The organism is Cellulomonas sp. KH9 (genome assembly GCF_900114185.1).
Taxonomy (GTDB): Bacteria; Actinomycetota; Actinomycetes; order Actinomycetales; family Cellulomonadaceae; genus Cellulomonas.
On record NZ_FOSE01000005.1, the window covers coordinates 159687 to 183393 of the forward strand.

A 23707-nucleotide genomic window follows, 5' to 3' on the forward strand; every position below is an offset into this window, starting at 1 on the left:
GCACCTCCAGGTGGGTGCGCCCGACGCTAGCCGCGCTCGGCCCACCCCGCCCGGGGAGGGGTCTGCCGCCCGGGGGTCAGCGCCGCACCGGCAGCCAGTCCAGGACGCGCACGATGTGCTCGTCCCAGTACGCCCAGTCGTGGTCGCCGGGGTGCACGTGCGCGTCCACGTCGACGCCCCGCGCGGCGGCGTGCTCGACGAACGTGTGCTGCGTGTCGAGCAGCTCGTCCTGCGCCCCGCACGTCGCGTACAGCGCGGGCAGGTCCGCCGGGTCGGCGCGGTCGAGCAGCGCGAGCAGGTCGTCGTCGGTGCCCGCGGGGTCGGCGCCGCCCCACACGTGCGGCACGAGCTCGTCGCGCACGAACCCCGCCCGCTCCCCGCCGACGACCAGCGCGCCCGACAGGCTCGCCGCGGCCGCGAACCGCCACGGCTCGCGCAGCGCCCACTTGAACGCGCCGTACCCGCCCATCGACAGCCCGGCGACGAACGTGTCCTCGCGCCGGTCCGACACGCGGAAGAACTGCTGCACCGCACGCGGCAGCTCCTGCGTCAGGAACGTCCAGTACCCGCCGCCGTGCACCTCGTCCGCGTACATCGACCGGCCACCACGCGGCATGACGACCGCGATCCCGCGCTCGGCGACGTACCGCTCGATCGACGTGCGGCGCGTCCAGATCGTCTCGTCGTCCGAGAGCCCGTGCAGCAGGTACAGCACGGGCGGCGGGCCCTCGACGTCGGCGCCACCCATGCCGATCTGGCCGCGCGCCGACTCGGGCAGCAGCACGGTCGCGGCCGTGCTCACACCCAGCGCCTCGGAGAAGAAGTGGCAGGTCAGCAGCGCCATCGTCGGCGACCCTTCCGTCGGGATCCACCTCGACGGTAGCCCTTGCCCCCACCCCCGGAAAGCCACAGCACCACCCGCAGAGTGCGGACCCATGTGCGGGAACCCGCGTCCATCGCACGTGGTGGTGTTCACGTCACTGGCGGGGGTTCACGCCGACGACGAGGCTGAGAGGACGGATATGATAGCCGACTAGCAGATCTGATACTTTGATAGCAGACACGGAGGTGGCGAGTGGACCTGAACAACCCGATCACCGCTGTCATCCCGAGCCTCGAGGGCCGGGTGCTCCAGGTACTGGCGCGCACGAGCATGCCCCTGAGCGGGTCACGGGTCGCGACGCTGATCCCGTCGGCGTCGAACCCCGGCGTCCGCAACGCCATCGGACGCCTCGAGATGCAGGGCCTCGTCACGAGCCGGCCGGCGCCGCCTGCGGTGCTGTACGTCGCGAACCGCCGTCACCTCCTGTGGCCGGCCATCGACCAGCTCATGCGCAGTGTCGACGGGGTGCTCCAGGCGCTCACGGACCTGATCGCGTCCGTCGTGCGAGACGAGCTGGGAGCCGACGAGGCGCACGACACGACGGTCGCACTGTTCGGCTCCACCGCGCGGGGCGACAACCGACCCGACTCCGACATCGACCTGCTGCTGGTCACCAGGAGCGGCGAGGACACGGACGACCGCATCTCCTCCCTCATCGTCCAGCTGATCACCCAGGTCCAGGACGCGACGGGTAACGAGACGAACGTCTACGCGACCTCTCGATCGCGCCTGGACGACCTCGTGACGAACGACGACCCGATGGTCGCCTCCTGGCGGACTGACGCTCGCACCCTCGTCGGGCCGGACGTCGTCGCTCGGCTGAACGGAGCCCCATGGCCCGCGTCGTGACCATGAACCTGTCGCAGGCCCGCGAGCGAGCCGCACTGGCCCGTGAGCACCTGCAGATCGCCGCGGAGCGCCTGGAGATGTGCCGGCTCCGCCCGGACCGCTCGTCCGAGGCGCAGGCCGCGGCATCGAACGCGGTCCTCGCCGCGATCGCGGCGAGCGACGCCCTGTGCGGGCAGGCACTCGGGCAGCACGCGGCCGACCACGACCATCGGGCAGCGACGACCCTGCTCAGGACCGTCGAGCCCGACGGGCCGCGCCTCGCCAACAAGCTCGGACGGCTGCTCAGCGACAAGACCGTCCTGCAGTACGGCACGTTCTGCACCCGTGCCACCGCAGAGCAGGCCGTCAGGGACGCGCGGTCCCTGGTCGACGCGGTCGACTCGCGAGGTATGTGACTGCTCGTCGTGCGGACACCGCCGTCCCCAGGCAGCCCCCGCGCCGGGACGACGACTCGTCATCCCGCGTTCGCGCGGAGTTGGTTCGATCGCTGTCAATATAGAGCCATGTCGATCCAAGCCCCTCGCGACGCGAGGCTGCGACTCTCGGTGCTCGACCGCTGGCTGCCGGCCTGGATCGGGACGGCCATGGTCGCCGGCCTGGTGCTGGGCAGGTTCGTCCCTGCTCTCGGTGACGGGCTCGTACGCCTCGAGGTCGGCGGCATCTCCCTGCCGATCGCGCTCGGGCTGCTGGTGATGATGTACCCGGTGCTCGCGAAGGTCCGTTACGACCGGGTCGCGGCGGTGACGGGCGACAGGCGCCTGCTGGTGAGCTCGCTCGCGCTGAACTGGCTCGTCGGGCCGGCCCTGATGTTCGCGCTCGCCTGGCTGCTGCTGCCCGACCTGCCCGAGTACCGCACCGGGCTCATCGTCGTGGGCCTGGCACGGTGCATCGCGATGGTCGTGATCTGGAACGACCTCGCCTGCGGCGACCGTGAGGCCGCCGCGGTGCTGGTCGCGGTCAACTCGGTGTTCCAGGTGGTGGCGTTCTCACTGCTGGGCTGGTTCTACCTCACGGTGCTGCCGGGCCGGCTGGGCCTGGACTCCGCGGGGCTGGACGTCTCCGTGGGGCAGATCGCGGTCAACGTCGCCGTGTTCCTCGGCATCCCGCTGCTCGCCGGCTTCGCCTCCCGGTGGATCGGCGAGCGGGCGCACGGACGCGACTGGTACGAGGAGCGGTTCGTCCCGCGGGTGGGTCCCTGGGCGCTGTACGGGCTGCTGTTCACGATCGTGCTGCTGTTCGCCCTGCAGGGTGAGGCCGTCACGTCGCGACCGCTCGACGTCGCCCGGATCGCGCTGCCGCTGCTGGTCTACTTCGGGGTCATGTGGGCCGTGGGCCTGGCCGCCGGACGCGGCCTCGGGCTGGGTTACGCGCGGTCGACGACGCTGGCGTTCACCGCCGCGGGCAACAACTTCGAGCTCGCGATCGCGGTGGCGATCGGGACGTTCGGTGCGACCTCGGGCCAGGCGCTGGCCGGTGTGGTCGGTCCGCTGATCGAGGTCCCCGTCCTGGTCGCGCTGGTCTACGTCAGCCTCTGGGCGCGGGACCGCTGGTTCCCGCCCTCCTCGACCTCCCCCTCCACCGCCGAGCCGCAGGAGGCACGCTCATGACCACGACCGCCGTCACCGCAGGCGGTGGCTGCACGCCGCAGACCTCGCCCGCCGACCACGCGATGGGAGCCGACGCCGCGGCGCACGTCGCCGCCACCCTCAAGGCCCTGGGTGACCCGCTGCGCCTGCGGATGCTGTCGCTGATCGCGGCCACGCCGACCGGTGAGGCGTGCGTGTGCGACCTGGCCACGGTCGCCGACGTCTCCCAGCCGACGGTCTCCCACCACCTCCGGCTGCTCAAGGACGTCGGCCTGCTGACGTCCGAGCGCCGCGGGACCTGGGTGTACTACCGAGTGCGGCCGGCGCTGCGCGGTGCGGTCACCACGCTGCTCGACTCCTTCGCCCCGGCAGCGATGGAGGCCTCGACCGTGGTGCCGCTGGCCGGGCTCACCGACGCCGAGGACGCCCTCGTGCGGATCGCCGACCGGCTCGCCGCGACCTTCCCCGACCGTGACCCCGACGCGGTGCTCAGCGTGGTCCGCGAGTCGTACACCGGTCTGGCCCGGTCCTCCACGGTCCGCTCGCACCTGGTCGTCAACACCGAGCGGTTCGCCCACCAGCGGCTGACCGACACCGTGCGGGCGCTGGACGTCGCGGGCACCCGCCCGCAGGTGCTCTTCGTGTGCGTCGCCAACGCCGGCCGGTCTCAGCTCGCCGCCGCCCTGCTGCGCCACCACGCCGGCGACGCCGTCACCGTCCGCTCCGCCGGGTCCACACCCGCCGCGGACGTGCACGCCGCGGTCCGCCGGCTGCTGGCCGAGCTCGGCGCGGACGACGACGCGTACCCCAAGCCGCTCACCGACGACGCCGTCCGGGCGGCGGACGTCGTCATCACCATGGGCTGCGGCGACACCTGCCCGGTCCTGCCCGGCAAGCGGTACGAGGACTGGGTCGTCGGCGACCCGGCCCTCGCGTCCGAGGCCGGCGTCCGCGCGATCCGCGACGAGATCGACCGGCGCGTCCGCGCGCTCCTCACCGACCTGCTGCCCGACCTGATCCTGCCCAGCACGTGACCCCTGTGGAGACCCGATGAGCGACACCACGCCGTCCGCCCTGTTCGTCTGCGTGCACAACGCCGGCCGCTCCCAGATGGCCGCGGGCTACCTGCGGCACCTGTCCGGCGGCGCCGTCGAGGTCCGCTCCGCCGGGTCCGCTCCCGCCGAGCAGATCAACCCGGTCGCCGTGGAGGCGATGCTCGAGGAGGGCATCGACATCCGGGCCGAACGCCCCCAGGTCCTCACGGCCGACGCGGTCAAGGCGTCCGACGTCGTCATCACCATGGGCTGCGGCGACACCTGCCCGATCTTCCCCGGCAGGCGGTACGAGGACTGGGCCCTGGCCGACCCGGCCGGCCAGGGCATCGAGGCGGTCCGCCCGATCCGTGACGAGATCCGCGGCCGCGTCCTGACGCTGCTGGCCGAGCTCGGCGTCGAGCCCGTCACCGCCTGAGCGGCTCGCGCCGGCGAACCGCCCGTCGATCACGCGTCCTGGGGTCCGGGCTTGCGGGCGCGCACGACCGCGCCGTGCATGCCGTCGGCGACGGTGTGGGTGAACTCGACCGTTGCGTCGACGAACCCCGCCGCCGCCAGGCCCCCGAGGTACTCGGTGCGCGACAGCGCCCCGGCGATGCACCCCACGTACGACCCGCGCTCGGCGCGCTGCTCGGGCGTCAGGTGGTCCTCGGCGACGACGTCGGAGATCCCGAACCGGCCCCCGGGCACCAGGACGCGGAACGCCTCGGCCAGGACCGCCGGCTTGTCCGGGGACAGGTTCACCACGCAGTTGGAGATGACGACGTCGACCGTCGCGTCGTCCAGCGGGAGGTCCTCGATCGTGCCCTTGCGGAACTCCACGTTCGTCGCACCGGCCCTGGCCGCATTGGCGCGGGCCAGGTCCAGCATCTCGTCGGTCATGTCGACCCCGTAGGCGAACCCGGTCGCTCCGACACGCCGCGCGGACAGCAGCACGTCGATCCCGCCGCCGGAGCCCAGGTCGAGCACCCGCTCACCGTCGCGCAGCTCGGCGACCATCAGCGGGTTGCCGCAGCCCAGCGACGCCGCCAGCGCCTCGGGCGGCACCGCCGCGGCGTCCTGCGCCCCGTACAGCCCGGCGCCGAACCGCTCGTCGATCACCGTCGGCCCGCACCCCCCGACGGGGTCCCCGCCGCAGCAGCCCGCGTCCCCGCCGCCCTGCACCGCTGCCAGCGCGTAGCGTGCCCGGACCTGCTCCCGGATGTCCTGTGCCATGTCTCCTCCTTCATATCGACGCCTGTCGATCCCCGAGCGTGGACCAGCCATCGGCGCCTGTCAATATCGACTTCTGTCAATACGTCCCGCATGATGGGGTGCATGGCCCTCGACCTGATCCCGGTGACCTCGACCGCGGCGACGGGCTGCTGCAGCCCCGCCACCGGCTCGACGATGAGCGCCGAGGACGCCGAGCGCACCGCGCGCACGCTCAAGGCGCTGGCCGACCCGGCACGTCTGCGGCTGCTGTCGCTCATCGCCGCCCACGACGGCGGCGAGGCGTGCGTCTGCGACCTCACCGGGCCGGTCGGGCTGTCGCAGCCGACGGTGTCCCACCACCTCAAGGTGCTCACCGACGCCGGCTTCGTCACCCGGGAGAAGCGCGGGGTCTGGGCGTACTACACGCTCGTCCCCGACGCCGTCCGCGCGCTCACCGCCCACCTCGGTGAGCACCTGCTCGACGCGGTCGACGCATGACCACCACGGCGGTGCACGGGTCCGCGCTCCCGACGTCACCGACGTAGCCGGCGGCCCACCGGGCACGACCCGAGGCGTGCCCGGTGGCCGCCCACCCGTCGACCGGGGCGTGGCAGCGTGCCGGTGTGGGACACGCCCCGGTGGGACACACCGGGCGTTTGACGCCGGTCACCCGAACGGCTGAGGTGGGGCGTCACCCACCCCCTCGACCTGCACCGGAGGCCCCCGTGCGCCCCGCGACCGTCCTGCCCCGCCGCACGGACGCGACGGGACCGGCCGCACGATGATGGGGGCGCACCACGCCGCCTGCGGGGCGGCCGCGTGGGTGGCGGTCGCCTCCACCGCGCCGTACACCCTCGGCTGGTACCCGGTGTCGCCGCTGGGCGTCGTGGCCGGCGCGCTCGTGTGCGCGGGTGCCGCGCTCGCCCCGGACGCCGACCACCACGACGCGACGATCGCGAACTCGCTGCCACCGGTGTCGCAGTGGGTGTGCGACGTCGTCGGCGCCGTCGCGGGCGGGCACCGCAACGGCACGCACTCGCTGCTGGGCATCGCGGTGCTCACCGGTGTCGCGTGGGCGGCCGGGCACCTGACCGTCGACACCGCGGCGCTGGGCGAGCTGGCGCTCGGCGCCGGGGTGCTGTCGCTGCTGCTGGTCGCGTTCGCCGCCCAGGCGCTGCGGCTCGCGGGGACGCGGCGGCTGCACGCGTGGGCGCTGGCCCTCGCCCTGGCCGGGTTCGTCACCGTCGCCGCGCCGACGGAGTGGACGTGGCTGCCGGTGGCCGTCGGGCTCGGGGCGAGCGTGCACGTCGTCGGGGACCTGCTCACCACGGGCGGGGTGCCGCTGCTGTGGCCGTGGGAGCCGCGCCCGCCGCGCTGGTGGCGACGCACCCCGGTGCTGCGCGACGTGTGGCGGTCAGGAGGGAACGTCGCGCTGCCCGTCCTGGGGTCGGCCGGGTCGTGGCGCGAGTGGCTGATGGTCGTACCGGTCGGGCTGTACGCGACGTACGGGGTCACCACCGCGGTGGCCGCCGGCACCCTGACCTCGCTGGGCTACGACGCGGACGCGGTCCTCGGCCGCGTCGTCGAGCTCGCCGGTGCCGTGGTCGCGGCGGCTGCGGTCATCGGCACGGCACCGCTCCCGGGCTGACGGGCTGCGCCAGGTGAGGAGTCGCGCCACCCCGCGTCGACGGTGACCCGCAACGGACGACCGAGGCCCACCGCCAGGCGCTCGACGCCCTCGGCGAGGGCCTCCCGGGCCGCCGGCCCCTCGCCCGCCCACCCCACGGTCAGGTCGCCGTCGCGCTCGGACCACGTCCCGGCGACCACGCCGCCGGCGACCACCAGCGGCGCCCCACGGGTCGCGGCGGTCCGCCACGCGGGTGGGACGACGTCGCGGTCCGCCGTGCCGGGCCCGAGCACCCACTGGTCGTGCCCGGGCAGCATGCGCACCGCATCGGTGGGCGCGGTGGCGAGGAGGTCGTCGAGGTCCTCGCGCAGCACGTACGCGTCGCGGTCCTCGACCTGCACGGTCGCGAGCCGGTCGGCCATCTCGGCGGTCCACCGTGCCAGCCGCCGCCCCGCACTCAGCCCGTTGCCGAGCCAGTACTGCAGGGCGTCGGGCGTCGTCGGGCCGTACGCGCGGACGTACGCCTCCACCGCGCGGCGCCCGGCGTCGTCGACGTCCGGGACGCCCGGCCAGCGCGGGACGTGCGCGAGCGCCTGCAGCGTCGTGCGGCGGTCCCGGGTCGGCCCCAGGCAGAGGTCCCCCTGCCAGGCGAGCGCCTTGAGCAGGGTCCACGCCCCGCCCTCGACCGCCGGTCCGAGGTGCCGGTACGCGGGCCGCGCGGTGAGCGCGGCGACCAGCTCGTCGTGCGTGAGGGGCCCGTCGTCGAGGACCTCGCGGACGGTCGCACGGAAGGCCGGCCAGTCCTCCGGCTCCAGGCCGTAGTGCTCACGCCAGCTCAGCAGCTCCCACTGCCGCCCGGAGCCGCGGACCGCCAGGTGCACCGCCGCGTCGTCCGGCGTCATGACGTGCACGCTGCCGCGGAAGGTGAACGTCCTGATCAGGCGGCCGTCCGCGAGCGCCGCGGCGACCTCCCCCGCCGCGGGCGCCGCCTGCCGCGCCCGCACCGCGAGGTCGACGTCGGACTGCGCGGGGAGAGCGACGAGCCCACCGACGACGTCCTCGGCCGTGGACCCCCCGGGCGGGACCAGCCCGTGGCGTCCCAACCGCCACGCGAGGGCCTGGGCTCGCGTCACGGTTCCCGCCGACTCGTCGTCGCGCATATCGATCAGCGTGCCGCAGGCCCGGGCTCGACGGAAGTGCCGGGTGCCGGCGCTGCTGTTCCGGGCCCGCCGGCAGCTCGTGTCGGTGCCCGCACGTACGGTCGGACGGACAGATCGGAACGACGTCCGGGGGCGGCATGTCCGAGAACCAGCTCCTCGAGATCGAGCGCGAGCTGCGCGGTGGGGACGCGGCGGCCGCGTCCCTCGCGGAGCAGCGGGCGGGGTTCGAGGCCTACTGCGCGCGACCCGCCGCACCTGACGTCACGGTCACTCCCGTGACGGTCGGCGGCGTCCCCGGCCTGAGGGCGGAACCTCCGACGACGACGGCAGGCGCGCTGCTCTACCTGCACGGAGGCGGCTACTCGATCGGCTCGGCGCGCTCCGGGCTCGCGCTGGCCACCGCCCTCGCCCGGCGCGCGGGGACGAGCGCCGTCTCGCTCGACTACCGGCTGGCGCCCGAGGCGGTGTTCCCGGCGGCGGTCGACGACGGAGTGGCCGCCTACCGGGCGCTGCTCGACCAGGACCCGCCGGAGCGCATCGCCCTGGCCGGCGACTCCGCCGGCGCCGGCCTGGCCCTGGCCGTCCTGCTGCGCGCGCGGGACGCCGGTCTGCCGCTACCGGCCGCCGTCGTCGCGATGTCGCCGTGGGTCGACCTCACTCTGACCGGCGAGAGCCTGCGCACCCATGAGGCGCTGGACCCGATCTTCGATGCGGCGGGGATCGCGCAGATCGCCGCCCTCTACCTCGGGGGCGCCGACCCGTCCGATCCCACCGCGAGCCCTCTGCACGCCGACCTGCACGGACTGCCGCCGCTGCTCGTGCAGGTGGGCTCCCACGAGGTGCTCCTCGACGACGCGACCCGGCTCGCGGCACGCGCCGCCTCGGCGCACGTCGACGTCGTGCTGGAGGTCGTCGCCGGCGCGCCGCACGTCTTCCAGCACTTCGCCGGACGGCTGGAGGAGGCGGACCTCGCCCTCGACCGCGCCGGCCGGTTCCTCGCCGACCGCCTCGGGCGCTGAGCGCCGCCACCCCCCGTCAGGTGCTGCGCGCCGTGACCAGCCCGTCGAGCACGACGCGCGCGGCCTCGGCCAGCGGCGCATCGACGGTGTCGGCGTCGGGGACCGCCTGGTCCGTGCAGATCGCCAGCACGACCGCCGCACCGTCCGGCGTGCCCGGCCACACGACCGCGACGTCGTTGCGGGTGCCGTACGCGCCCGACCCCGTCTTGTCCCCGACCGTCCACCCCGGCCGCGCCGCGGCCCGCACGAGGGCGTCGCCCGTGGTGTTGCGGACGAGCCAGTCGGTGAGCACGTCGCGCTCCGGGGGCGCGAGGACCTCCCCGACGACGAGTGCCCCGTACGTGCCCGCGAGCGCCCGCGGCGTGCTCGTGTCGCGCTCGTCGCCGGGGGTGAACGCGTTGAGGTCCGGCTCCCAGCGGTCGCTGCGCGTGACGTCGTCGCCGACGCCCCGCAGCCACGCCGTCAGACCCTCCGGGCCGCCCGCGCCGCGCAGCAGCAGGTTGCCCGCGGTGTTGTCGCTGTACCGGACGGCCGCGTCGCCCAGCTCGCGCCACGTCATGCCGACGCCCACCCGGGTCTCGGCGACGGGCGAGTACGTCACCAGGTCGTCCGCGGTGACCGGCACGGCCTCGTCCAGCCCGCCGACGCCCCGGGACGCGAGCACGGCGGCCGCCGCGAGCGGCTTGACCGTCGAGCAGAACGCGAACCGCTCGTCCGCACGGTGGCTGACGGTGCGGCCCTGCGCGGTGTCCAGCGCGTGCAGGCCGAGCCGCACGCCGTGGCGCGCCTCGACGTCCGCGAGCGCGACCGTGAGGTCGAGCGGGGGCGGCGTCGTGGGGACCGGCGACGCGGTGGGCGCGCGCGTGGGCGACGGCGTCACGCCCGCCTCGGGACGGGCCGGGGCGCACGCGGCCGCGAGAGCGACGAGGCCGAGTCCCAGCACGGTCCGGCGCGTCGGCGGACGACGCGTCGTGCCGCTCACAGGAACAGGCAGAACGGGTGCCCGTCCGGGTCGAGCATGACCCGCACGTCGTCCTGCGGCTGGGGCGACGCCTCCCGCGCACCGCACTCCAGCGCCCACGCCACGGCCGCGGGCAGGTCGTCGACCTGGACGTCGAGGTGCTGGGTCGAGCGCTGCTCCCCGGGGCGCGCGGGCCACACCGGTGGGCTCCACTCGCGCTCGTGCTCGAGGTTGATGGTCATGCCCACCTCGCCCGGCAGAGGCTTGACCTGGGCCCACGTGATGCCGTCCGGGTCGTCCGGCGCCGCCTCGTCGAGCACGCTGATCCGCCCGCCGAGCAGCCGCGCGTAGAACCGCGCGGCGTCGTGCGGCCGGGGCGTGCTGATGGTGATCGACGTCGCGCGCAGGCGCGGCGCACCGCTGGAGACGTGCTCACCGGGCGGGATGGTGCCGAAGGTGTCGTCGCTCATGGCCATCGATGGTGGCACCGGGGTCCGACACCCGCACCCAGAGGTCAGGCGCCCCGCCACCGGGCCGCTACTCGTCACCGCCGAAGAACCCGCCGTCGAGGACGCGGCTGTAGCGCAGCCGCAGCGCGCGCTCGGTGCTCGCGGCGACCGTGGCGACCACGAGCGCGATGTTGACCGTCTCCGACAGGTGGAACGGGCCGGTCCACGGGCCGCCGACGACCTGCGCCACGGGCGGGATCGCGGTGAGCTGCTCGACGATCTGCGGGGCGCCCAGCACGAGCGCGACGAGCAGCACGCTCACGGACACGAGCGCGAGCGCGCGGCTCAGCGCCGGGTGGTTCCGGTCCAGACGGGCACGCCACCCCTCGGCCGAGGCCGGGTCGGGCATGAGCTGGCGCACCGTCCCGTCGTGCGCCACGTGGTGGATGCGCCGCAGCCCGTAGCCGCTGACCGCGACCTGGATCGTGCCGTCGGGCACCGGGAAGGCGGCGGGGAGCACCGCGGTGGCGTGGTGCAGGCCGTCGACGTAGAGCTCGGCCCGCACCTCGCCGTCGTCGTCACCGCCGTGCCGGACGTCGACGGACCAGGTGCGCCGTGCACCGGCCGGGTCCGTCAGGTGCAGGTGGAACAGGGAGCGGGTGAGCAGCTGCCAGGGGCGGTAGGGCGGCAGTGCGTGCCCGTCGCCGGGCTGGGCCGTTGCGGTCGTGCGTGACATGGGTCCCCCTCGTCGTCCTCCGGTTCGGGTGTGCGGGTGCCGCCGCGGCTTCGAGGGCCGCGACGGCGACATCGCTGCGAGGTCTCGATCCGGGGTCTCATGTCGTCAGACCCCCACGACGTGGGTGAGCGCGAGCCAGAGCCCCACCGTGGTCACGGTCGTCCACAGCACGATGGCCACGGCCTGCCAGAGCAGGACCCAACGGCGAGTGCTCCCGCTGGCGACGAGGATCGCGGCGGTGAACTGCGTCGGGATCGCGAGCGGGCCGAGGATGCTCGCCCCGGGGACCCCGAAGCGGTTGAGCCACGTGTAGACGCGTTGGCGCCCCTTCGACAGCGGCTGGGTGGACGCCGGCGCGGCGAACCCGTCGACCACGTGGACGTCCGGGGTGGCCGGGCCGCCGACGGTCGCCTTCACGCGGGCCCGTTCGACGACGGCCGTGCGGGCGCGTGCGCTGAAGGCCACCACGAGGGCCACGGACAGGAAGTTGCCGGTGGCGGCGGCGACGCCCGCGACGACGGGGTTCAGCCCGCCGACGAGCCCCACCATCGCGCCGAGCTCCCCCTCGACGAACGGGACGGCGGCGGCGAGCATGACGATGAAGGGCTGGAAGAACTCAGGCACCTGGGCCACGAGCTCCTGGAACCTGACGATGAGCTCCTGCAACGGGGTCATGATGTCGTCTCCTTGCGAGTCGCGGATCGAGCGGTTCTCGATCACGAGCCCGAGGAGACACCGTGTTCTCGGAACAGGGTCAAGGGGTGGGTGGACGGGCGCGGTCGTCGCCGGGTTCACCGGTCCGCGCACGACGACATGGGCAGGGATGAAGCTCAGCCGTCGATTGGTCTCGACATGACAGAAGGGCGGCCCCGGTCTTCGGGACCGCCCCTCGGCGTAGGTGCGACTGGGCTCGTCAGTCAGTGCGATGCGAGCTTCATGACGCCGTGCGACGGCTTGTCGTGTCGGACTGCGTCGATGAGCGCTGCGAGCTCGGGGATCACGCGGGGCTCGGCGTCGAGCGCGGCGTCGACCTGGTCGAGCTCGCGCGACGTCAGCTGGATGACACGGTCACGGAGGAGGACATCGCGTGCGTGCTCCATCGCGGCGCCGAGGACGAAGGCGGACACATCCTGCTGCTGTGCTGCGGCGGCCTCACGGATCGTCGCCAGGGCTTCAGGTGACACGCGCATGTTGAGGCGTTCGGACCGCGCGGTTGCGGTGGGCATCTCTCCTCCTTGAGGTGGCGTGGCAGGTGGTCGATGTGCCATCGCGAGCCTCTACTGTACGCACGTGGTATGTACACAGATCAATCCGATCGGGACGTGCTGAAGGTCGCGCGAAGATCTTTCGTCGTGATGAAGAGGCTGAGCTCGTGGTCGAGGAACCGCTGGAAACCGTGCTTGAGGTAGAAGCACGCGGCGTCCTCGTGCAAGGCGTGAACGACCACCATCTCGAACCCGATGTCGTCTGCCGCTGCGGCGAGCTCCTCAGTGCGTCGAAGAGGAGCAGGCGGCCCGTGCCGCGGCCTTGGTAGTCGCTGTCCACAGCCAGCCGCGCGATCAGCATCGCCGGGACCGGGTAGCGCCGGCTGCGTCCCGTCCCGGAGGTCGCGTCGACCGCAGCCAGCTCGAAGGTACGCATCGAGTAGTACCCGGCGATACGCCTCTGCTGCTCGTCGAGGAGCAGCGTCGTCCGGACGTTGTCCTTGCGTTCGCTCTGCCCGGCGTACTTGGCCAGCCACTCGTCGAGCTCGGGCTCGCCGCAGCTGAAGCGGTGCAGCTTGAGGGCCGCCGGGTCGAACGGTCGAGCAACGAGCATCTGCCGGGCGCCTTCCGTCCAGATGGGGCGTCGCTGCCGGGGCCACCCTCGAGGGGCGCGGGGACGCGCAGGCAAGGCGGCACGGCAGCGAGTCGTCCTCACCTCCCGGTGTCTGGCGACCCCTCCCCGTCAGCGTCGCCGCGCGCCGCCAGGACCTCCTGCGCGATCTGGTACCCGAGCAGCGCGGCGCGTGTCAGCACGTCACGCTGCGCCGGGTTGTACAGCGCCGTCACGGCCTCGACGAACGTCTCCTGCGCGACGCGCCCGCTCGTCGCCAGGCGCCCCGCAGGATCGCTGAGCCACGGGTAGTCGACGAGGTTGCGCGCGATGCCCTGCGCGATCTGCTCGGCGACGCGCTGGCGCGTCGGCTCATCAGCGTCGGGCGGCAGCGCGTCGAGCTCCTTGCCGTCGTCGCCGGCCTCGGCGTCCTCGGCGACCATGTCCCGCAGGTCGGCCATCGCGTCGGCGTCGTAGAGCTTGGAGTAGATGTGGAGGATCGACCGGTCGACCTCCGTGAGGTGCTCCGCGACGGGCGCGAACCCCGCAGGCACGTCGGGCGGCGCGTGGTTGCTGAGGATCGCGGCGATCTCGGCCCGCGCCTGCTGCAGCTGCTCGATCCTCACGGCGAGCTCGGCGTCCACCTCCCGCAGCCGGTCCGCCGTGCCCGCGCTGTCGGCCACGCGGTCGACCTCGGCCAGCGGCACGCCCAGCTCGGCGAGGCGACGGATCCGCAGCAGGCGCACCAGGTGCGGCACGCCGTACTTCTTGTACCCGTTGTACCGGCGGTCCGGCTCGGCGAGCAGCCCGAGCCGGTGGTAGTGCCGGACCGTGTTGACGGTCGTCCCCGCCAGGTCGGCGAGCTCGCTGGTGCTCCAGGCCATGGGGGCGCTCCTCGGTTGCCGGCGGTGTCGGGGTCAGTCGCGGGCGACCCGCCGCAGCAGGTCCAGCAGCGTGCGCTGCTCGTCGTCGTCGAGCACCTCGAGCCGCGCGCGGGCGCCCTCGTGGCGGCGTGCGGACATGCGGTCGAGCAGGTCGTGGCCGGCGTCGGTGAGCTCGACGAGCGTCGCGCGGCGGTCGTCGGGGTCGGGGACGCGCCGGACCCAGCCGTCCTGCTCGGCCTGGTCGACCTTCGAGGTCACGGAGCGGGGCGCGACGTCGAGGGCGACCGCCAGCTCGCCGAGGCGGCGCGGGCGGTCGCACCGGTCGAGCGTGCGCAGCAGGCGCAGCTGACCGGGGGTGATGTCGTCCCCGAGCCGCTCGGCGGCGTCCCGGCGGACGGTGCGCAGCACGTCGTGCAGGAGCTCCAGGAGCTCCTCGGACGGTTCGGAGGGACGGTTCCGGTCGGGTCGGGGCCGCCCCGCGGTGCCCCCGGGTGCCGCGCAGTCCCCCGGGCGCGCCTGGTCGCCGTCCGGTTCCTGCGCGTCGTCCGTCACGGCCCCGACGTTACCGGGGAACACCCGAGAGGTGACCATCACTCATGGTGAGGCACGCTCAGCTGTCCTTCGGCAGGGCGGCCTTCTGGACCACCGGCCCCCTCCCCGGTCCCCGCGTCCTGCGGCGCCGCCTCCCGGTACGTCCGCGAGATCGTCCGGTACGCCCGTGAGCGGAGCCCGAGAGCGGCGACGAGCGCCATCGTCAGGCCGCCGACGAGGAACACGAGCGCGATGCCGCGGGCGTCGCCCTCGCCGAGCAGCGGGCGCAGCGCCTCCCGGCCCGCGTCGGAGCGGGCGTACGGCAGGATCCACAGCTCGGCGAGCGGCGCCACGAGGAACGCCGCCACCGGTGCGGCGGCGCTCTCCAGCGCCATCGCCAGGCCGAACACCCGGCCCTGCCGCTCGAACGGCACGACCCGTTGCAGCACCGTCTGCTCGGTGGCCTCGACGACGGGGATGAGGCACATGTAGAGGAAGAGCCCGGCGACGTAGAGCACCGCCGACTCCCGGATCGTGAACATGGCCCCGAGCACACCCATGACGACGACGACGAGCAGCATCGTCCGCATCGGGTTGCGCCCCAGGCCCCGGGCCGCCACCACCGCGCCACCGACGAGGAAGCCGGTCGAGCCGAGCGCGAGCATGAGCCCCCACATCTCGACCGAGAACAGCTCCAGCCCGTAGGGGTCCATGAGCGCCATGTAGATGCCGCCGATGAGGTTGTTGAACGTCGCGAACACGATGAGCGCGAACAGGCCCTGCGCGGCGCGGACGACGGCGATCGACCCGCGCAGGTCGATCGCTGCGCGACCCGTCCCCTCCGTCGCGGCGGCGACCCGGTCACCGGGGAAGCGCACGACCAGCAGGTGCGCGATCGTCAGGACGAGCAGCCCGAGGACGACGACGAGCGTGCCGCCCATGCCCAGCAGCGCGACCGACAGGCCGCTGACGACGCTCGTCGCGATGAACGAGACCCCCTGCACCGTGCCGACCAGGCCGTTCGCCCGCGCGCGGTCCTCGTCGGGCACGAGGATCGTCACGCTCGTCGACAGCGCGAGGTTGCGCATGTGCTCGACGACCGCGCCGATGAGGATGATGCCCGCGAAGACCCAGAACCACGGCGCGCCGAGGTCGAGCAGGGTCCGCTCCGGCACCACCAGGAACACCCCGCCCGCCAGCGAGAACGCGAGCAGCGAGAACACCGTCGAGGCCCGCATGACGACGAGCTTGCGGTGGTGGTCGACGAAGCTGCCGAAGAAGACGGCGCTGAACGAGACGGCGAGCATGTACGCCCCGCCGATGAGGCCGGTGGCCAGCACGGAGCGGGTCTCGAGGTACGCCCAGAACGTGAGCGCCCACCACAGGTAGTTCGTCGTGAGGTTGGCCACCGCGGTGTTGGCGAGCAGGTGGCCGAACGTGCGCATCGCGGTCGGCGGGGAGCTGGCGTCGTCGGGCACGGGAGACCTCCTGGGCGGGTGACGTCTGCCGGGGTCGACCGTCGCCGGCCGCAGAAGTCGTCGGGGTACCGCCGCTCCGGCGGTGCCGATCTCGCACCCTCCAGGATGCGGGGAGCCGGAGGACGAGGGAATACCTGAGAGGTGACCATTGCTCATGGTGAGGTAACCTCAGCATGTTGCGCGGCTCGCCCCGCGCCCTCCGACCCCTGGAGGTCCTCTTGACCCACCCCGGACCCGTTCCCGGCGGCCGCGGGATGCGTGGCTTCAGCCAGGACCGTGACGTCGCGCGCCAGCGCCTCGCCCCCGGCACCCTGCGCCGCATCCTCACCTTCGCCCGCCCCTACCGCGCCCAGCTCGCGGTCTTCCTCGTCCTCATCGCGCTCGGCGCCGCCGCCGGCGCCGCGACCCCCTGGCTGTTCCAGCGGCTCATCGACGACGGCATCGCCACCGGCGACACCCGCACGGTCGTCACCATCGCCGCCGTCGTCGCCGGCCTGGCCGTCGTCTCCGCCGCGCTCGGCGTCGGCGAGCGCTGGGTGTCCGCGCGCATCGGCGAGGGCCTCATCCACGACCTGCGCACCGCCGTGTTCGACCACGTGCAGCGCATGCCGCTCGCGTTCTTCAGCCGCGCCAAGACCGGTGCGCTCGTCCAGCGCCTCAACGGCGACGTGCTCGGCGCGCAGCAGGCCTTCACCGCGACGCTGTCCAACGTCGTCAGCAACTCGCTGACCATCGTCTTCGTGCTCGCCGCGATGCTGTCGATGTCGTGGCAGCTCACGCTGCTCTCGCTCGTCCTGGTGCCCGTGTTCGTGCTGCCCGCCCGGTGGTTCGGCCGCAAGATCGCCGGGATCACGCGCGAGTCCTACGAGCTCAACGCCGACGCGTCCCAGACCATGACCGAGCGGTTCAACGTCGCCGGCGCGCACCTCGTCAAGGTCTTCGGCGACCCCGCCCGGGAGTCCGCCGCCTACGCCGAGCAGACCGCCCGCGTGCGGGACATCGGCGTCAAGCGCGCCCTGTACTCGACGTGGTTCCGCATCGGCCTGACCACCGTCGCGGCCATCGCCACGGCCGTCGTCTACGGCGTCGGCGGCGTCCTGGCGATCCGCGACGAGCTCACCGTGGGTGTCGTCGTCGCGCTCGCCGCGTACCTCGGCCGGCTGTACGGCCCGCTGACGGCCATGTCGAACGTGCAGGTCGACGTCATGACGGCCCTCGTGTCGTTCGAGCGCGTCCTGGAGGTGCTCGACCTGGAGCCCACCGTCAGCGAGAAGCCCGACGCCACCGACCTGCGCGCCGCGGTGGCCCGCCACGGCGCGACCCTCGAGCTCGACCACGTCGGCTTCCGCTACCCGTCCGCCGGCGAGGTCTCGCTGGCCTCGCTCGAGTCCGTCGCCACGCTGAGCCGCGACCCCGTGGCCGACACGCTGCGCGACATCACGTTCCAGGTCCCCGCCGGGGCGATGGTCGCGCTCGTCGGCCCGTCCGGCGCCGGCAAGACGACGATCTCGCAGCTCGTCACCCGCATGTACGACCCGACGCGCGGCGCCGTGCGCATCGCGGGTGCGGACCTGCGCGACGTCACCGCCGCGTCCCTGCGCGACACCGTCGGCGTCGTCAGCCAGGAGGCGCACCTGTTCCACGACACGATCGCGGGCAACCTGCGCTTCGCCCGCCCCGACGCCACCGACGACGACATCGAGCGCGCCCTGCGCGGCGCCCACGTGTGGGACCTCGTCGCCTCCCTGCCCGAGGGCATCCACACCGTCGTCGGGGACCGCGGCTACCGCCTGTCGGGCGGCGAGCGTCAGCGCCTCGCGATCGCGCGCCTGCTGCTCAAGGCCCCCGACGTCGTCGTGCTCGACGAGGCCACCGCGCACCTGGACTCCGAGTCCGAGGCCGCGGTGCAGGCCGCCCTCGACGAGGCGCTGGTCGGACGGACGTCCCTGGTCATCGCGCACCGGCTGTCCACCGTGCGGCAGGCCGACCTCATCGTCGTCGTCGACGCCGGGCAGGTCGTCGAGACCGGCACGCACGCCGAGCTGCTGGCGCGCGGCGGGCTGTACGCGGACCTGTACCGGACGCAGTTCGCGCCGGCGGCGGTGGTCTGACCCGTCAGGTGTACCGCTCGAGGTCGCGCACGATCGGTCCGGAGTCCGGCACGCGGAACCACCACCACCCACGTTCGCCCGTGCGCCCGGCGACGCGCGCCATCCGCACACCGTCGTCGTCGACCGTGATGTCCGCCAGGGCGAGGGCGTCGGTCCGAGCGCCCCCGAACGACACCGCGTGCGTCACGAGAACGGCCAGGGCGTCGGCGTCCAGGCGGGCCCGCGCGTCGTCGAGCTCGCCGGCCCGCACACCGAGACCCAGGACACGGCACTCGTCGACGGTGAGGTCGTGGACCCGTTCGAGCGCGGCAGCGACCGGTGAGGCTGGTCCTCGACACGAACGTCCTCATCGACGGACTCGTGCCGACCGACCCCGACGCCGAAGCGGCGATCAGCACGGCCACGCTGGCCGAGCTGCGGTTCGGCGTCCTCGTCGCCCGCACCCCTGAGACGCGCGCGGCACGGATGCGCGTGCTGTCGAGCGCGGAGAGAGCGCTGGCGGCACTCCCGATCGACGACGCGGTCGCGTCGAGCTACGCGCTGCTGGCGGCGAAGGCCGTCGCTGCCGGCCGGCAGCCGCGTGCGCGGGCGTTCGACCTGCTCATCGCGGCGACGGCGCATGCTCACGGCGCCGCGCTCGTCACGCGCAACGCCCGGGACTTCGCGGGCCTGGACGACGTGCTCGAGGTCCGCGCGCCGTAAGCCCCGCGCTCGCCCGGCGCGGCCCTCAGTGGACGAGCTTCAGCCCGACCACGCACCCGACGATCCCCAGGATCAGCAGGATCTTCACCAGGCTCGCGGGCTCGGCACCCGTCACCATCGCGAACGCGACGGTCACGGACGCGCCGATCCCGACCCACACGGCGTACGACGTGCCGGTCGGCAGCTCACGCATCGCGTAGGCCAGGCCGCCCATGGACACGAGCAGCGCGAGGCCGAAGACGACGGTGGGGCCGAGCCGGGTGAACCCCTCGGACCGCCCCAGGGCGGTGGCCCAGACGGCCTCGAACAGCCCGGACACGACGAGCACGACCCAGGCGACGGACGTGGCGGACACGGCAGACCTCCGCGGCTGCCGTCTTGTCGCTCTCCGGGTACGGCGCCCCTCGTCCGGGGGCCCGTGCGGGGAGCCGGGCCCGGGCCCATGCTCGCACGCCCGACCGCGGGCGGTGCAACACCCGCGGCGCGTCGCCGACCTCACGGCCACCGGGTCCCCGGGCGCAGGAGTCCCCTCCCGCTCCTGCGCCCGGCCCGCGTGGTCAGCAGCCCCCGGTGCCGCCCTCGGCGGCGGCGTCCTGCGCCGTCGTGCCCTCGGCCTCGTACCCGCGGATCACGTCGACCTTCGCGGCGGACGCCGACGTCGTGTCGAACTCGTGGTCCAGCCACTCGCGGACCAGCACCTTCGCCAGCTCCAGGCCGATGACGCGCTGCCCCAGGCAGAGCACCTGCGCGTCGTTGGAGAGCACGGAGCGCTGCACCGAGAAGGTGTCGTGCGCCGTCACCGCGCGCACGCCGGGCACCTTGTTGGCGGCGATCGCCATGCCCAGACCCGTGCCGCAGACCAGCAGCGCGCGGTCGGCCGCGCCCTCGGCGACCTTGCGGGCCGCCGCCACCGCCACGTGCGGGTACGCGGTGTCGTCGTCGGCGTGCACGCCGACGTCCTCGACCACCTCCACGCGCGGGTCGGCGCGCAGCAGGTCGGCGAGCGCGTCCTTGTACGTCAGGCCGGCCTCGTCGGCGCCGACCACGATCCTCGCGACGCTCACGGCGTCTCCTCTCCCTCGGGTACGACGGTCGACCGGACGGCCGCCACGATCGCGGCGAACGACACGGCGCCGGGGTCGGGCGTGCCCACGCTGCGCTCGGCGAGCGGACGGGCACGGCCGAGACGCGGACGCAGGTCCGCGGTGGCCTGCGCCGCGGTGCGTGCGGCCTCGATCGCCGCGTCCCACGCCGCGGCGAGCGTGCCGCCCGCGCCCGCGGCCTGCTCGAACGCGGCGGCGAACGGCTCCGCGGCGTCGACCATGGTCTTGTCGCCCTGCTGCGCACCACCCAGCGTGACGACGGCGGCGACACCTGCGCGTGCGGCCGCGGCCGCCCGTGCGGACGGGTCCGCCACCGGTCGGGCGGCGAGCGCGTGCGCGACGGCACCGATGCCCGCACCCCACAGGACGCCGGACGTGCCACCGGCGCGGTCGGCCCAGGCGCGGCCCGCGTCCCGCAGGCACGCGACCGCTCCGTGGCCCGCGTCGGCGGCGGCCGCGGCAGCCTCCGCCGCGGCACTCGCACCGCGCAGCATGCCGCGGCCGTGGTCACCGTCGCCGGCGACGGCGTCCAGCCGGCCCAGCTCGGGCTCGAGCTCCGTGAGGAGCTCCTGGACGCGTGCCAGCGCCGCGACGACGACCTGCGCCTCGGCCGCGTCCGTCGGGTCCAGGACCCGGGCCGCGTCCTGCGACGGCGTGGTCGTCGCCGAGGCCTCGACCGTCCGCTCCGCAGCCGACGGCGCGGCGACCCTGGCCGTGGTGCCGGTGGACCCCACGTGCCCCCGCCGGTAGGCCGGCGTGTGCGCCGGTGCGCACCACCAGCGCTCGAGGTCGTCGTCGAGCCACACGAGCGTCAGCGAGCAGCCCGACATGTCGAGGCTCGTGACGAGCTCGCCGACGTCCGGCTGCACGGCGTGCAGCCCCGCGGCGTCGAGCAGCGGGCGCACGGCACGCCAGAGGACGAACAGCTCCTCGTACTTGGTGCGGCCCAGGCCGTTGAGCACGACGCCCACGCGCGGACCCGCGTCGGCCGGCTTCTCGGTCAGGAGCCGCTCGACCAGGAGGGCGGCGAGCTCGCTCGCGGTGCACGCGGCCATCTCGCCGATCCCGGGCTCGCCGTGGATGCCGACGCCCAGCCCGACCGTGCCCTCCGGCACGGTGAACAGCGGCTGGTCGGCACCGGGCAGCGTGCAGCCGTCGAACGCGACGCCCAGCGTGCGGGTGCGGTCGTTGGCGTGGCGCGCCGCGGCGACGACCTCGTCGAACGACAGCCCCTCCGCGGCGGCGGCCCCGGCGACCTTGAACACGACGTGGTCGCCCGCGATGCCGCGGCGGCGGTGCGCCTCGTCGACCGGTGCGGACGCGACGTCGTCGGTCACGACGAGGAACTCCGCGGGGATGCCGCGCGCGCGCAGCTCGTCGCGGGCGAGCGTGAAGTTCATGACGTCGCCGGCGTAGTTGCCGGTGAGCAGCAGCACGCCCGCGTCCCCCGCGGCCGCCGCGCCGACCGACACCGCGTCGGCCGTCGAGGGCGACGTGAACACGTTGCCGACGACCGCGCCGTGCGCGTAGCCGGGGCCGACCAGCCCGCAGAACGCCGGGTAGTGCCCCGACCCGCCGCCGACCACGACCGCGACCTCGGAGGCCGGGGCGGGCGTCGCGCGCACGACGCCGCCGGGCACGCGCCGCACCTGGTCGGCGTACAGGTCGACGAACCCGTCGAGCGCGTCGTCGACGAACCGCGCCGGGTCGTCGGCCAGGGGCCTCACCACGTCTGCTCCTTGGCCAGCATCGTCGCGACGACCGAGTCGTCGTCGGCGTCGTGGCCGGCGGCGGACACCGTGCGGTAGAGCTGCTCGGCGGCCGCGGCGACGGGGGTGGCGACCTTCAGCTGCCGCGTCAGGTCCCCGACGATCCCCATGTCCTTGCCGATGACGTCGAGGCGCGAGCGCAGCGGCGGGGTCTCGCCCCGCAGCTGGGCGGCGATGCGCGGGCCACGGTCGGCGAGCATGAACGACGCCGCCGCACCCTGGCCGAGCACCTCGATGCACGCGTCGAGGTCGAGGCCCATGCGGTGCGCGAGGGCCAGCGCCTCCGAGGCGGCGGCGGTGTGGATGCCGCACAGCAGCTGGTTGACGGTCTTGAGCTGCTGACCGGCACCGATGCCGCCGACGACCGTGAGCGACGAGGACATCGCGTCGAGCACCGGCCGGGCCGCCGTGAGGGCCGCGTCGTCCGCGCCGACCATGATGAGCAGGTCGCCGTTGCCGGCGCGCACGGGCCCGCCGGACACGGGCGCGTCGACCGTGAGCACGCCGCGGGCGGCGAGCGCGGCCGCGACGGACACGACCGCCGACTCCCCCACCGTCGACGTCACGACGACGACGGCACCGGCGGCCAGCGAGTCGGCGACGCCGCCCTCGCCGAGCACGAGCGCGTCGAGCTGGGCGCCGTCACGCACCCCGACGACGACGACGTCGGTGCCGGAGCAGGCCTCCGCGACCGTCGTCGCGCCGGTGGCCCCCGCCTCCACGGCGAGCGCCACGCGCTCGGGGGCGATGTCGAACGCGACCACGTCGAACGTCCGCGCGAGCGCGGTGGCCATGGGCAGCCCCATGGCCCCGAGCCCGAGGACCGCGACCCGGGCGCTCATCGGGCGGCCGCCGCGGTGCGCAGGACCTGCTCGCGGGCCTCGCCCGTGGCGACGGCGAGCATGCGGCGGATGTACCGCGCGTTGCGCGCGGAGACGGACAGCCCGTCGCCGCCGTAGTGCTCGACGCAGAACGGACCGGTGAACCCGGCCTCGACGGCGGTGCGGATGGCGGTGCGGTAGCTGACCATGCCCATCTCCATGGGGGCGGGCAGCGCGACGTACGACCCGGTGTTCCGGTCCTCGTCGCGGAAGTAGCTCTTCACGTGCCAGTAGTTCGACACCGGCAGGCACGCGGCGACGGCGGCCTGGAAGTCCTCGATCGGCCGGTGCAGGCGGATGAGGTTGCCGAGGTCGGGGTTGAGGCCGACGCTCGGGTGGTCGATGTCCTTCACGAGGCGGACCGCCGACTCGGCGGTGCCGAGCAGGGTGTCCTCGTACATCTCGAGGGACAGCTCGACGCCGACCTGCGCGGCGTGCTCGCCGAGCTCGCGCAGCCGCGAGACCGCGAGCGCCCACGTCTCGGGGTCGGTCGAGTCGGCCGGCCCCTCCTCGGTCCAGAACCACAGCACCTCGCGCTGCGCGGGCAGCAGCGGGCGGTGCAGCCCGACGCTGACGATCTTCGTGCCCAGCGCGGCCGCCGCGTCGATGGTGCGGTGCGAGTACGCGAGGTTCTCGTCACCCGTCTCGGGGTCGATCACCGAGCGGCGGATCGCGGACAGCGCGATCGGGTCCAGCCCGACGGTCGTCAGCGCCTCACGCAGCTCCTCGATGCGCGCCGGCGACAGGTCGCCCGGCTGGATCCAGGAGTCGGTGAGGTCGACCTCCGTGAACCCCTCGTACGCCACCTGGGCGAGGTGGTCGACCCAGGTGTCGGCCGGGGCGTCCTGCGAGGCGGGGAACGGGAGCATCGCGGCGGCGATCGGCCACCGGTCGCTGGTGAGGCGGGTGTCGGACAT

General features: G+C 74.2%; 28 protein-coding genes and 1 riboswitch. Of the genes, 11 read left to right on the forward strand and 17 right to left on the reverse strand.

Annotation, left to right across the window (positions count from 1 at the left end; translation table 11 throughout):
• Positions 1 to 76 precede the first annotated feature (76 nt).
• On the reverse strand, positions 77 to 844 hold the full coding sequence (locus BMZ16_RS16495; protein ID WP_089802501.1) for an alpha/beta hydrolase: 768 nt from the start codon (positions 842 to 844) through the stop codon (positions 77 to 79).
• A 231-nt stretch (positions 845 to 1075) separates the two neighbouring features.
• Between BMZ16_RS16495 and BMZ16_RS16500 the strand changes: the two genes are divergently transcribed.
• The 5 genes from BMZ16_RS16500 (at position 1076) to BMZ16_RS16520 (ending at position 4788) form a co-directional block, all read left to right on the forward strand.
• Entirely contained in the window at positions 1076 to 1732 is a 657-nt protein-coding gene (locus tag BMZ16_RS16500; RefSeq protein WP_089802503.1) for a nucleotidyltransferase domain-containing protein, read from the forward strand.
• On the forward strand, positions 1717 to 2127 hold the full coding sequence (locus BMZ16_RS16505) for a hypothetical protein (protein ID WP_089802505.1): 411 nt from the start codon (positions 1717 to 1719) through the stop codon (positions 2125 to 2127). Before BMZ16_RS16500 ends, BMZ16_RS16505 begins: the two co-directional genes overlap by 16 nt.
• Before the next feature lie 108 nt (positions 2128 to 2235).
• The gene (gene arsB, locus BMZ16_RS16510) at positions 2236 to 3339 is read left to right on the forward strand and encodes an ACR3 family arsenite efflux transporter (RefSeq protein WP_089802507.1); all 1104 of its coding nucleotides are present in this window, start codon (positions 2236 to 2238) and stop codon (positions 3337 to 3339) included.
• Positions 3336 to 4352 carry a metalloregulator ArsR/SmtB family transcription factor gene (locus BMZ16_RS16515; protein ID WP_089802509.1) on the forward strand — a complete coding sequence of 339 codons (1017 nt, stop codon included), beginning with the start codon at positions 3336 to 3338 and terminating at the stop codon, positions 4350 to 4352. Before arsB ends, BMZ16_RS16515 begins: the two co-directional genes overlap by 4 nt.
• Before the next feature lie 16 nt (positions 4353 to 4368).
• Positions 4369 to 4788 (forward strand): arsenate reductase ArsC, encoded by a 420-nt coding sequence (locus BMZ16_RS16520; protein ID WP_089802511.1) that lies wholly within the window; start codon positions 4369 to 4371, stop codon positions 4786 to 4788.
• A 29-nt stretch (positions 4789 to 4817) separates the two neighbouring features.
• On the opposite strand, the gene arsM is transcribed toward BMZ16_RS16520, so the two are convergent.
• Positions 4818 to 5585, reverse strand: a complete 768-nt coding sequence (gene arsM / locus BMZ16_RS16525) for an arsenite methyltransferase (protein WP_089802513.1) — start codon at positions 5583 to 5585, stop codon at positions 4818 to 4820.
• A gap of 102 nt (positions 5586 to 5687) precedes the next feature.
• On the opposite strand from arsM, the gene BMZ16_RS16530 reads away from it, so the two are divergent.
• Entirely contained in the window at positions 5688 to 6062 is a 375-nt protein-coding gene (locus BMZ16_RS16530; RefSeq protein ID WP_089802940.1) for an ArsR/SmtB family transcription factor, read from the forward strand.
• Positions 6063 to 6345: 283 nt separating this feature from the next.
• Positions 6346 to 7212, forward strand: a complete 867-nt coding sequence (locus tag BMZ16_RS16535) for a metal-dependent hydrolase (protein WP_089802515.1) — start codon at positions 6346 to 6348, stop codon at positions 7210 to 7212.
• Here BMZ16_RS16535 and BMZ16_RS16540 read toward each other — a convergent pair.
• Entirely contained in the window at positions 7116 to 8351 is a 1236-nt protein-coding gene (locus BMZ16_RS16540; protein ID WP_089802517.1) for a DNA glycosylase AlkZ-like family protein, read from the reverse strand. The genes BMZ16_RS16535 and BMZ16_RS16540 overlap by 97 nt on opposite strands.
• Before the next feature lie 137 nt (positions 8352 to 8488).
• On the opposite strand from BMZ16_RS16540, the gene BMZ16_RS16545 reads away from it, so the two are divergent.
• Positions 8489 to 9370, forward strand: coding sequence for an alpha/beta hydrolase (locus BMZ16_RS16545; protein WP_089802519.1), 882 nt, complete (start codon positions 8489 to 8491; stop codon positions 9368 to 9370).
• Between the two features lie 16 nt (positions 9371 to 9386).
• Here the strand turns inward: BMZ16_RS16545 and bla are convergent, their stop codons facing one another.
• The 8 genes from bla to BMZ16_RS16585 form a co-directional block, all read right to left on the reverse strand.
• Positions 9387 to 10352 (reverse strand): class A beta-lactamase, encoded by a 966-nt coding sequence (gene bla, locus BMZ16_RS16550; RefSeq protein ID WP_218143382.1) that lies wholly within the window; start codon positions 10350 to 10352, stop codon positions 9387 to 9389.
• A complete protein-coding gene (locus tag BMZ16_RS16555; RefSeq protein WP_089802521.1) occupies positions 10349 to 10801 on the reverse strand; it encodes a VOC family protein in 453 nt (150 codons plus the stop codon). The genes bla and BMZ16_RS16555 overlap by 4 nt, the downstream gene beginning before the upstream one ends.
• Positions 10802 to 10868: 67 nt before the next feature.
• Complete coding sequence (locus tag BMZ16_RS16560; protein WP_089802523.1) at positions 10869 to 11516, reverse strand: hypothetical protein; 648 nt, start codon at positions 11514 to 11516, stop codon at positions 10869 to 10871.
• 105 nt (positions 11517 to 11621) lie between these two features.
• Positions 11622 to 12191 (reverse strand): small multidrug efflux protein, encoded by a 570-nt coding sequence (locus tag BMZ16_RS16565; RefSeq protein WP_177199752.1) that lies wholly within the window; start codon positions 12189 to 12191, stop codon positions 11622 to 11624.
• Positions 12192 to 12433: 242 nt separating this feature from the next.
• Positions 12434 to 12742, reverse strand: coding sequence for a type II toxin-antitoxin system TacA family antitoxin (locus tag BMZ16_RS16570; protein WP_177199753.1), 309 nt, complete (start codon positions 12740 to 12742; stop codon positions 12434 to 12436).
• Between the two features lie 690 nt (positions 12743 to 13432).
• Positions 13433 to 14215, reverse strand: coding sequence for a MerR family transcriptional regulator (locus tag BMZ16_RS16575; RefSeq protein WP_089802527.1), 783 nt, complete (start codon positions 14213 to 14215; stop codon positions 13433 to 13435).
• Positions 14216 to 14248: 33 nt separating this feature from the next.
• Positions 14249 to 14767 carry a MarR family winged helix-turn-helix transcriptional regulator gene (locus BMZ16_RS16580; RefSeq protein ID WP_255366762.1) on the reverse strand — a complete coding sequence of 173 codons (519 nt, stop codon included), beginning with the start codon at positions 14765 to 14767 and terminating at the stop codon, positions 14249 to 14251.
• Between the two features lie 38 nt (positions 14768 to 14805).
• The gene (locus BMZ16_RS16585) at positions 14806 to 16191 is read right to left on the reverse strand and encodes an MFS transporter (RefSeq protein ID WP_089802946.1); all 1386 of its coding nucleotides are present in this window, start codon (positions 16189 to 16191) and stop codon (positions 14806 to 14808) included.
• A gap of 287 nt (positions 16192 to 16478) precedes the next feature.
• On the opposite strand from BMZ16_RS16585, the gene BMZ16_RS16590 reads away from it, so the two are divergent.
• Complete coding sequence (locus BMZ16_RS16590; RefSeq protein WP_089802532.1) at positions 16479 to 18335, forward strand: ABC transporter ATP-binding protein; 1857 nt, start codon at positions 16479 to 16481, stop codon at positions 18333 to 18335.
• Between the two features lie 4 nt (positions 18336 to 18339).
• Here the strand turns inward: BMZ16_RS16590 and BMZ16_RS16595 are convergent, their stop codons facing one another.
• Positions 18340 to 18522, reverse strand: a complete 183-nt coding sequence (locus tag BMZ16_RS16595) for a hypothetical protein (protein WP_089802534.1) — start codon at positions 18520 to 18522, stop codon at positions 18340 to 18342.
• Between BMZ16_RS16595 and BMZ16_RS19430 the strand changes: the two genes are divergently transcribed.
• Positions 18514 to 18657, forward strand: a complete 144-nt coding sequence (locus BMZ16_RS19430) for a hypothetical protein (RefSeq protein ID WP_177199754.1) — start codon at positions 18514 to 18516, stop codon at positions 18655 to 18657. The two genes, BMZ16_RS16595 and BMZ16_RS19430, sit on opposite strands and share 9 nt — an antisense overlap.
• On the forward strand, positions 18654 to 19037 hold the full coding sequence (locus BMZ16_RS16600; protein WP_089802535.1) for a PIN domain-containing protein: 384 nt from the start codon (positions 18654 to 18656) through the stop codon (positions 19035 to 19037). Before BMZ16_RS19430 ends, BMZ16_RS16600 begins: the two co-directional genes overlap by 4 nt.
• A 25-nt stretch (positions 19038 to 19062) precedes the next feature.
• Here BMZ16_RS16600 and BMZ16_RS16605 read toward each other — a convergent pair whose 3' ends face one another.
• From BMZ16_RS16605 to BMZ16_RS16625, 5 genes are all read right to left on the reverse strand, one after another.
• Positions 19063 to 19392 (reverse strand): DMT family transporter, encoded by a 330-nt coding sequence (locus BMZ16_RS16605; RefSeq protein ID WP_218143383.1) that lies wholly within the window; start codon positions 19390 to 19392, stop codon positions 19063 to 19065.
• Positions 19393 to 19403: 11 nt separating this feature from the next.
• A riboswitch (guanidine-III (ykkC-III) riboswitch) is annotated at positions 19404 to 19467 on the reverse strand.
• Positions 19468 to 19594: 127 nt separating this feature from the next.
• Positions 19595 to 20101 (reverse strand): ribose-5-phosphate isomerase, encoded by a 507-nt coding sequence (locus BMZ16_RS16610; RefSeq protein WP_089802537.1) that lies wholly within the window; start codon positions 20099 to 20101, stop codon positions 19595 to 19597.
• Positions 20098 to 21870 (reverse strand): dihydroxyacetone kinase family protein, encoded by a 1773-nt coding sequence (locus BMZ16_RS16615; protein WP_369822651.1) that lies wholly within the window; start codon positions 21868 to 21870, stop codon positions 20098 to 20100. Before BMZ16_RS16615 ends, BMZ16_RS16610 begins: the two co-directional genes overlap by 4 nt.
• A complete protein-coding gene (locus tag BMZ16_RS16620) occupies positions 21864 to 22751 on the reverse strand; it encodes an NAD(P)-dependent oxidoreductase (protein ID WP_089802539.1) in 888 nt (295 codons plus the stop codon). Before BMZ16_RS16620 ends, BMZ16_RS16615 begins: the two co-directional genes overlap by 7 nt.
• Entirely contained in the window at positions 22748 to 23707 is a 960-nt protein-coding gene (locus BMZ16_RS16625; protein ID WP_089802541.1) for a sugar phosphate isomerase/epimerase family protein, read from the reverse strand. The genes BMZ16_RS16620 and BMZ16_RS16625 overlap by 4 nt, the downstream gene beginning before the upstream one ends.

What these genes read in the sequence shown, in the direction of transcription:
- BMZ16_RS16520 (WP_089802511.1), top strand. Translation starts at nt 4,369, where the DNA reads ATGAGCGACACCACGCCGTCCGCCCTGTTCGTCTGCGTGCACAACGCC.
- BMZ16_RS16570 (WP_177199753.1), bottom strand. Translation starts at nt 12,742, where the DNA reads ATGCCCACCGCAACCGCGCGGTCCGAACGCCTCAACATGCGCGTGTCA.
- BMZ16_RS16585 (WP_089802946.1), bottom strand. Translation starts at nt 16,191, where the DNA reads ATGCGCACGTTCGGCCACCTGCTCGCCAACACCGCGGTGGCCAACCTC.
- arsB (WP_089802507.1), top strand. Translation starts at nt 2,236, where the DNA reads ATGTCGATCCAAGCCCCTCGCGACGCGAGGCTGCGACTCTCGGTGCTC.
- BMZ16_RS16590 (WP_089802532.1), top strand. Translation starts at nt 16,479, where the DNA reads ATGCGTGGCTTCAGCCAGGACCGTGACGTCGCGCGCCAGCGCCTCGCC.
- BMZ16_RS16625 (WP_089802541.1), bottom strand. Translation starts at nt 23,707, where the DNA reads ATGTCCGACACCCGCCTCACCAGCGACCGGTGGCCGATCGCCGCCGCG.
- BMZ16_RS16575 (WP_089802527.1), bottom strand. Translation starts at nt 14,215, where the DNA reads ATGGCCTGGAGCACCAGCGAGCTCGCCGACCTGGCGGGGACGACCGTC.
- BMZ16_RS16560 (WP_089802523.1), bottom strand. Translation starts at nt 11,516, where the DNA reads ATGTCACGCACGACCGCAACGGCCCAGCCCGGCGACGGGCACGCACTG.
- BMZ16_RS16530 (WP_089802940.1), top strand. Translation starts at nt 5,688, where the DNA reads ATGGCCCTCGACCTGATCCCGGTGACCTCGACCGCGGCGACGGGCTGC.
- BMZ16_RS16545 (WP_089802519.1), top strand. Translation starts at nt 8,489, where the DNA reads ATGTCCGAGAACCAGCTCCTCGAGATCGAGCGCGAGCTGCGCGGTGGG.
- BMZ16_RS16495 (WP_089802501.1), bottom strand. Translation starts at nt 844, where the DNA reads ATGGCGCTGCTGACCTGCCACTTCTTCTCCGAGGCGCTGGGTGTGAGC.
- BMZ16_RS16535 (WP_089802515.1), top strand. Translation starts at nt 6,346, where the DNA reads ATGATGGGGGCGCACCACGCCGCCTGCGGGGCGGCCGCGTGGGTGGCG.
- BMZ16_RS16565 (WP_177199752.1), bottom strand. Translation starts at nt 12,191, where the DNA reads ATGACCCCGTTGCAGGAGCTCATCGTCAGGTTCCAGGAGCTCGTGGCC.
- BMZ16_RS16540 (WP_089802517.1), bottom strand. Translation starts at nt 8,351, where the DNA reads ATGCGCGACGACGAGTCGGCGGGAACCGTGACGCGAGCCCAGGCCCTC.
- arsM (WP_089802513.1), bottom strand. Translation starts at nt 5,585, where the DNA reads ATGGCACAGGACATCCGGGAGCAGGTCCGGGCACGCTACGCGCTGGCA.
- BMZ16_RS16505 (WP_089802505.1), top strand. Translation starts at nt 1,717, where the DNA reads ATGGCCCGCGTCGTGACCATGAACCTGTCGCAGGCCCGCGAGCGAGCC.
- BMZ16_RS16620 (WP_089802539.1), bottom strand. Translation starts at nt 22,751, where the DNA reads ATGAGCGCCCGGGTCGCGGTCCTCGGGCTCGGGGCCATGGGGCTGCCC.
- BMZ16_RS16555 (WP_089802521.1), bottom strand. Translation starts at nt 10,801, where the DNA reads ATGAGCGACGACACCTTCGGCACCATCCCGCCCGGTGAGCACGTCTCC.
- BMZ16_RS16515 (WP_089802509.1), top strand. Translation starts at nt 3,336, where the DNA reads ATGACCACGACCGCCGTCACCGCAGGCGGTGGCTGCACGCCGCAGACC.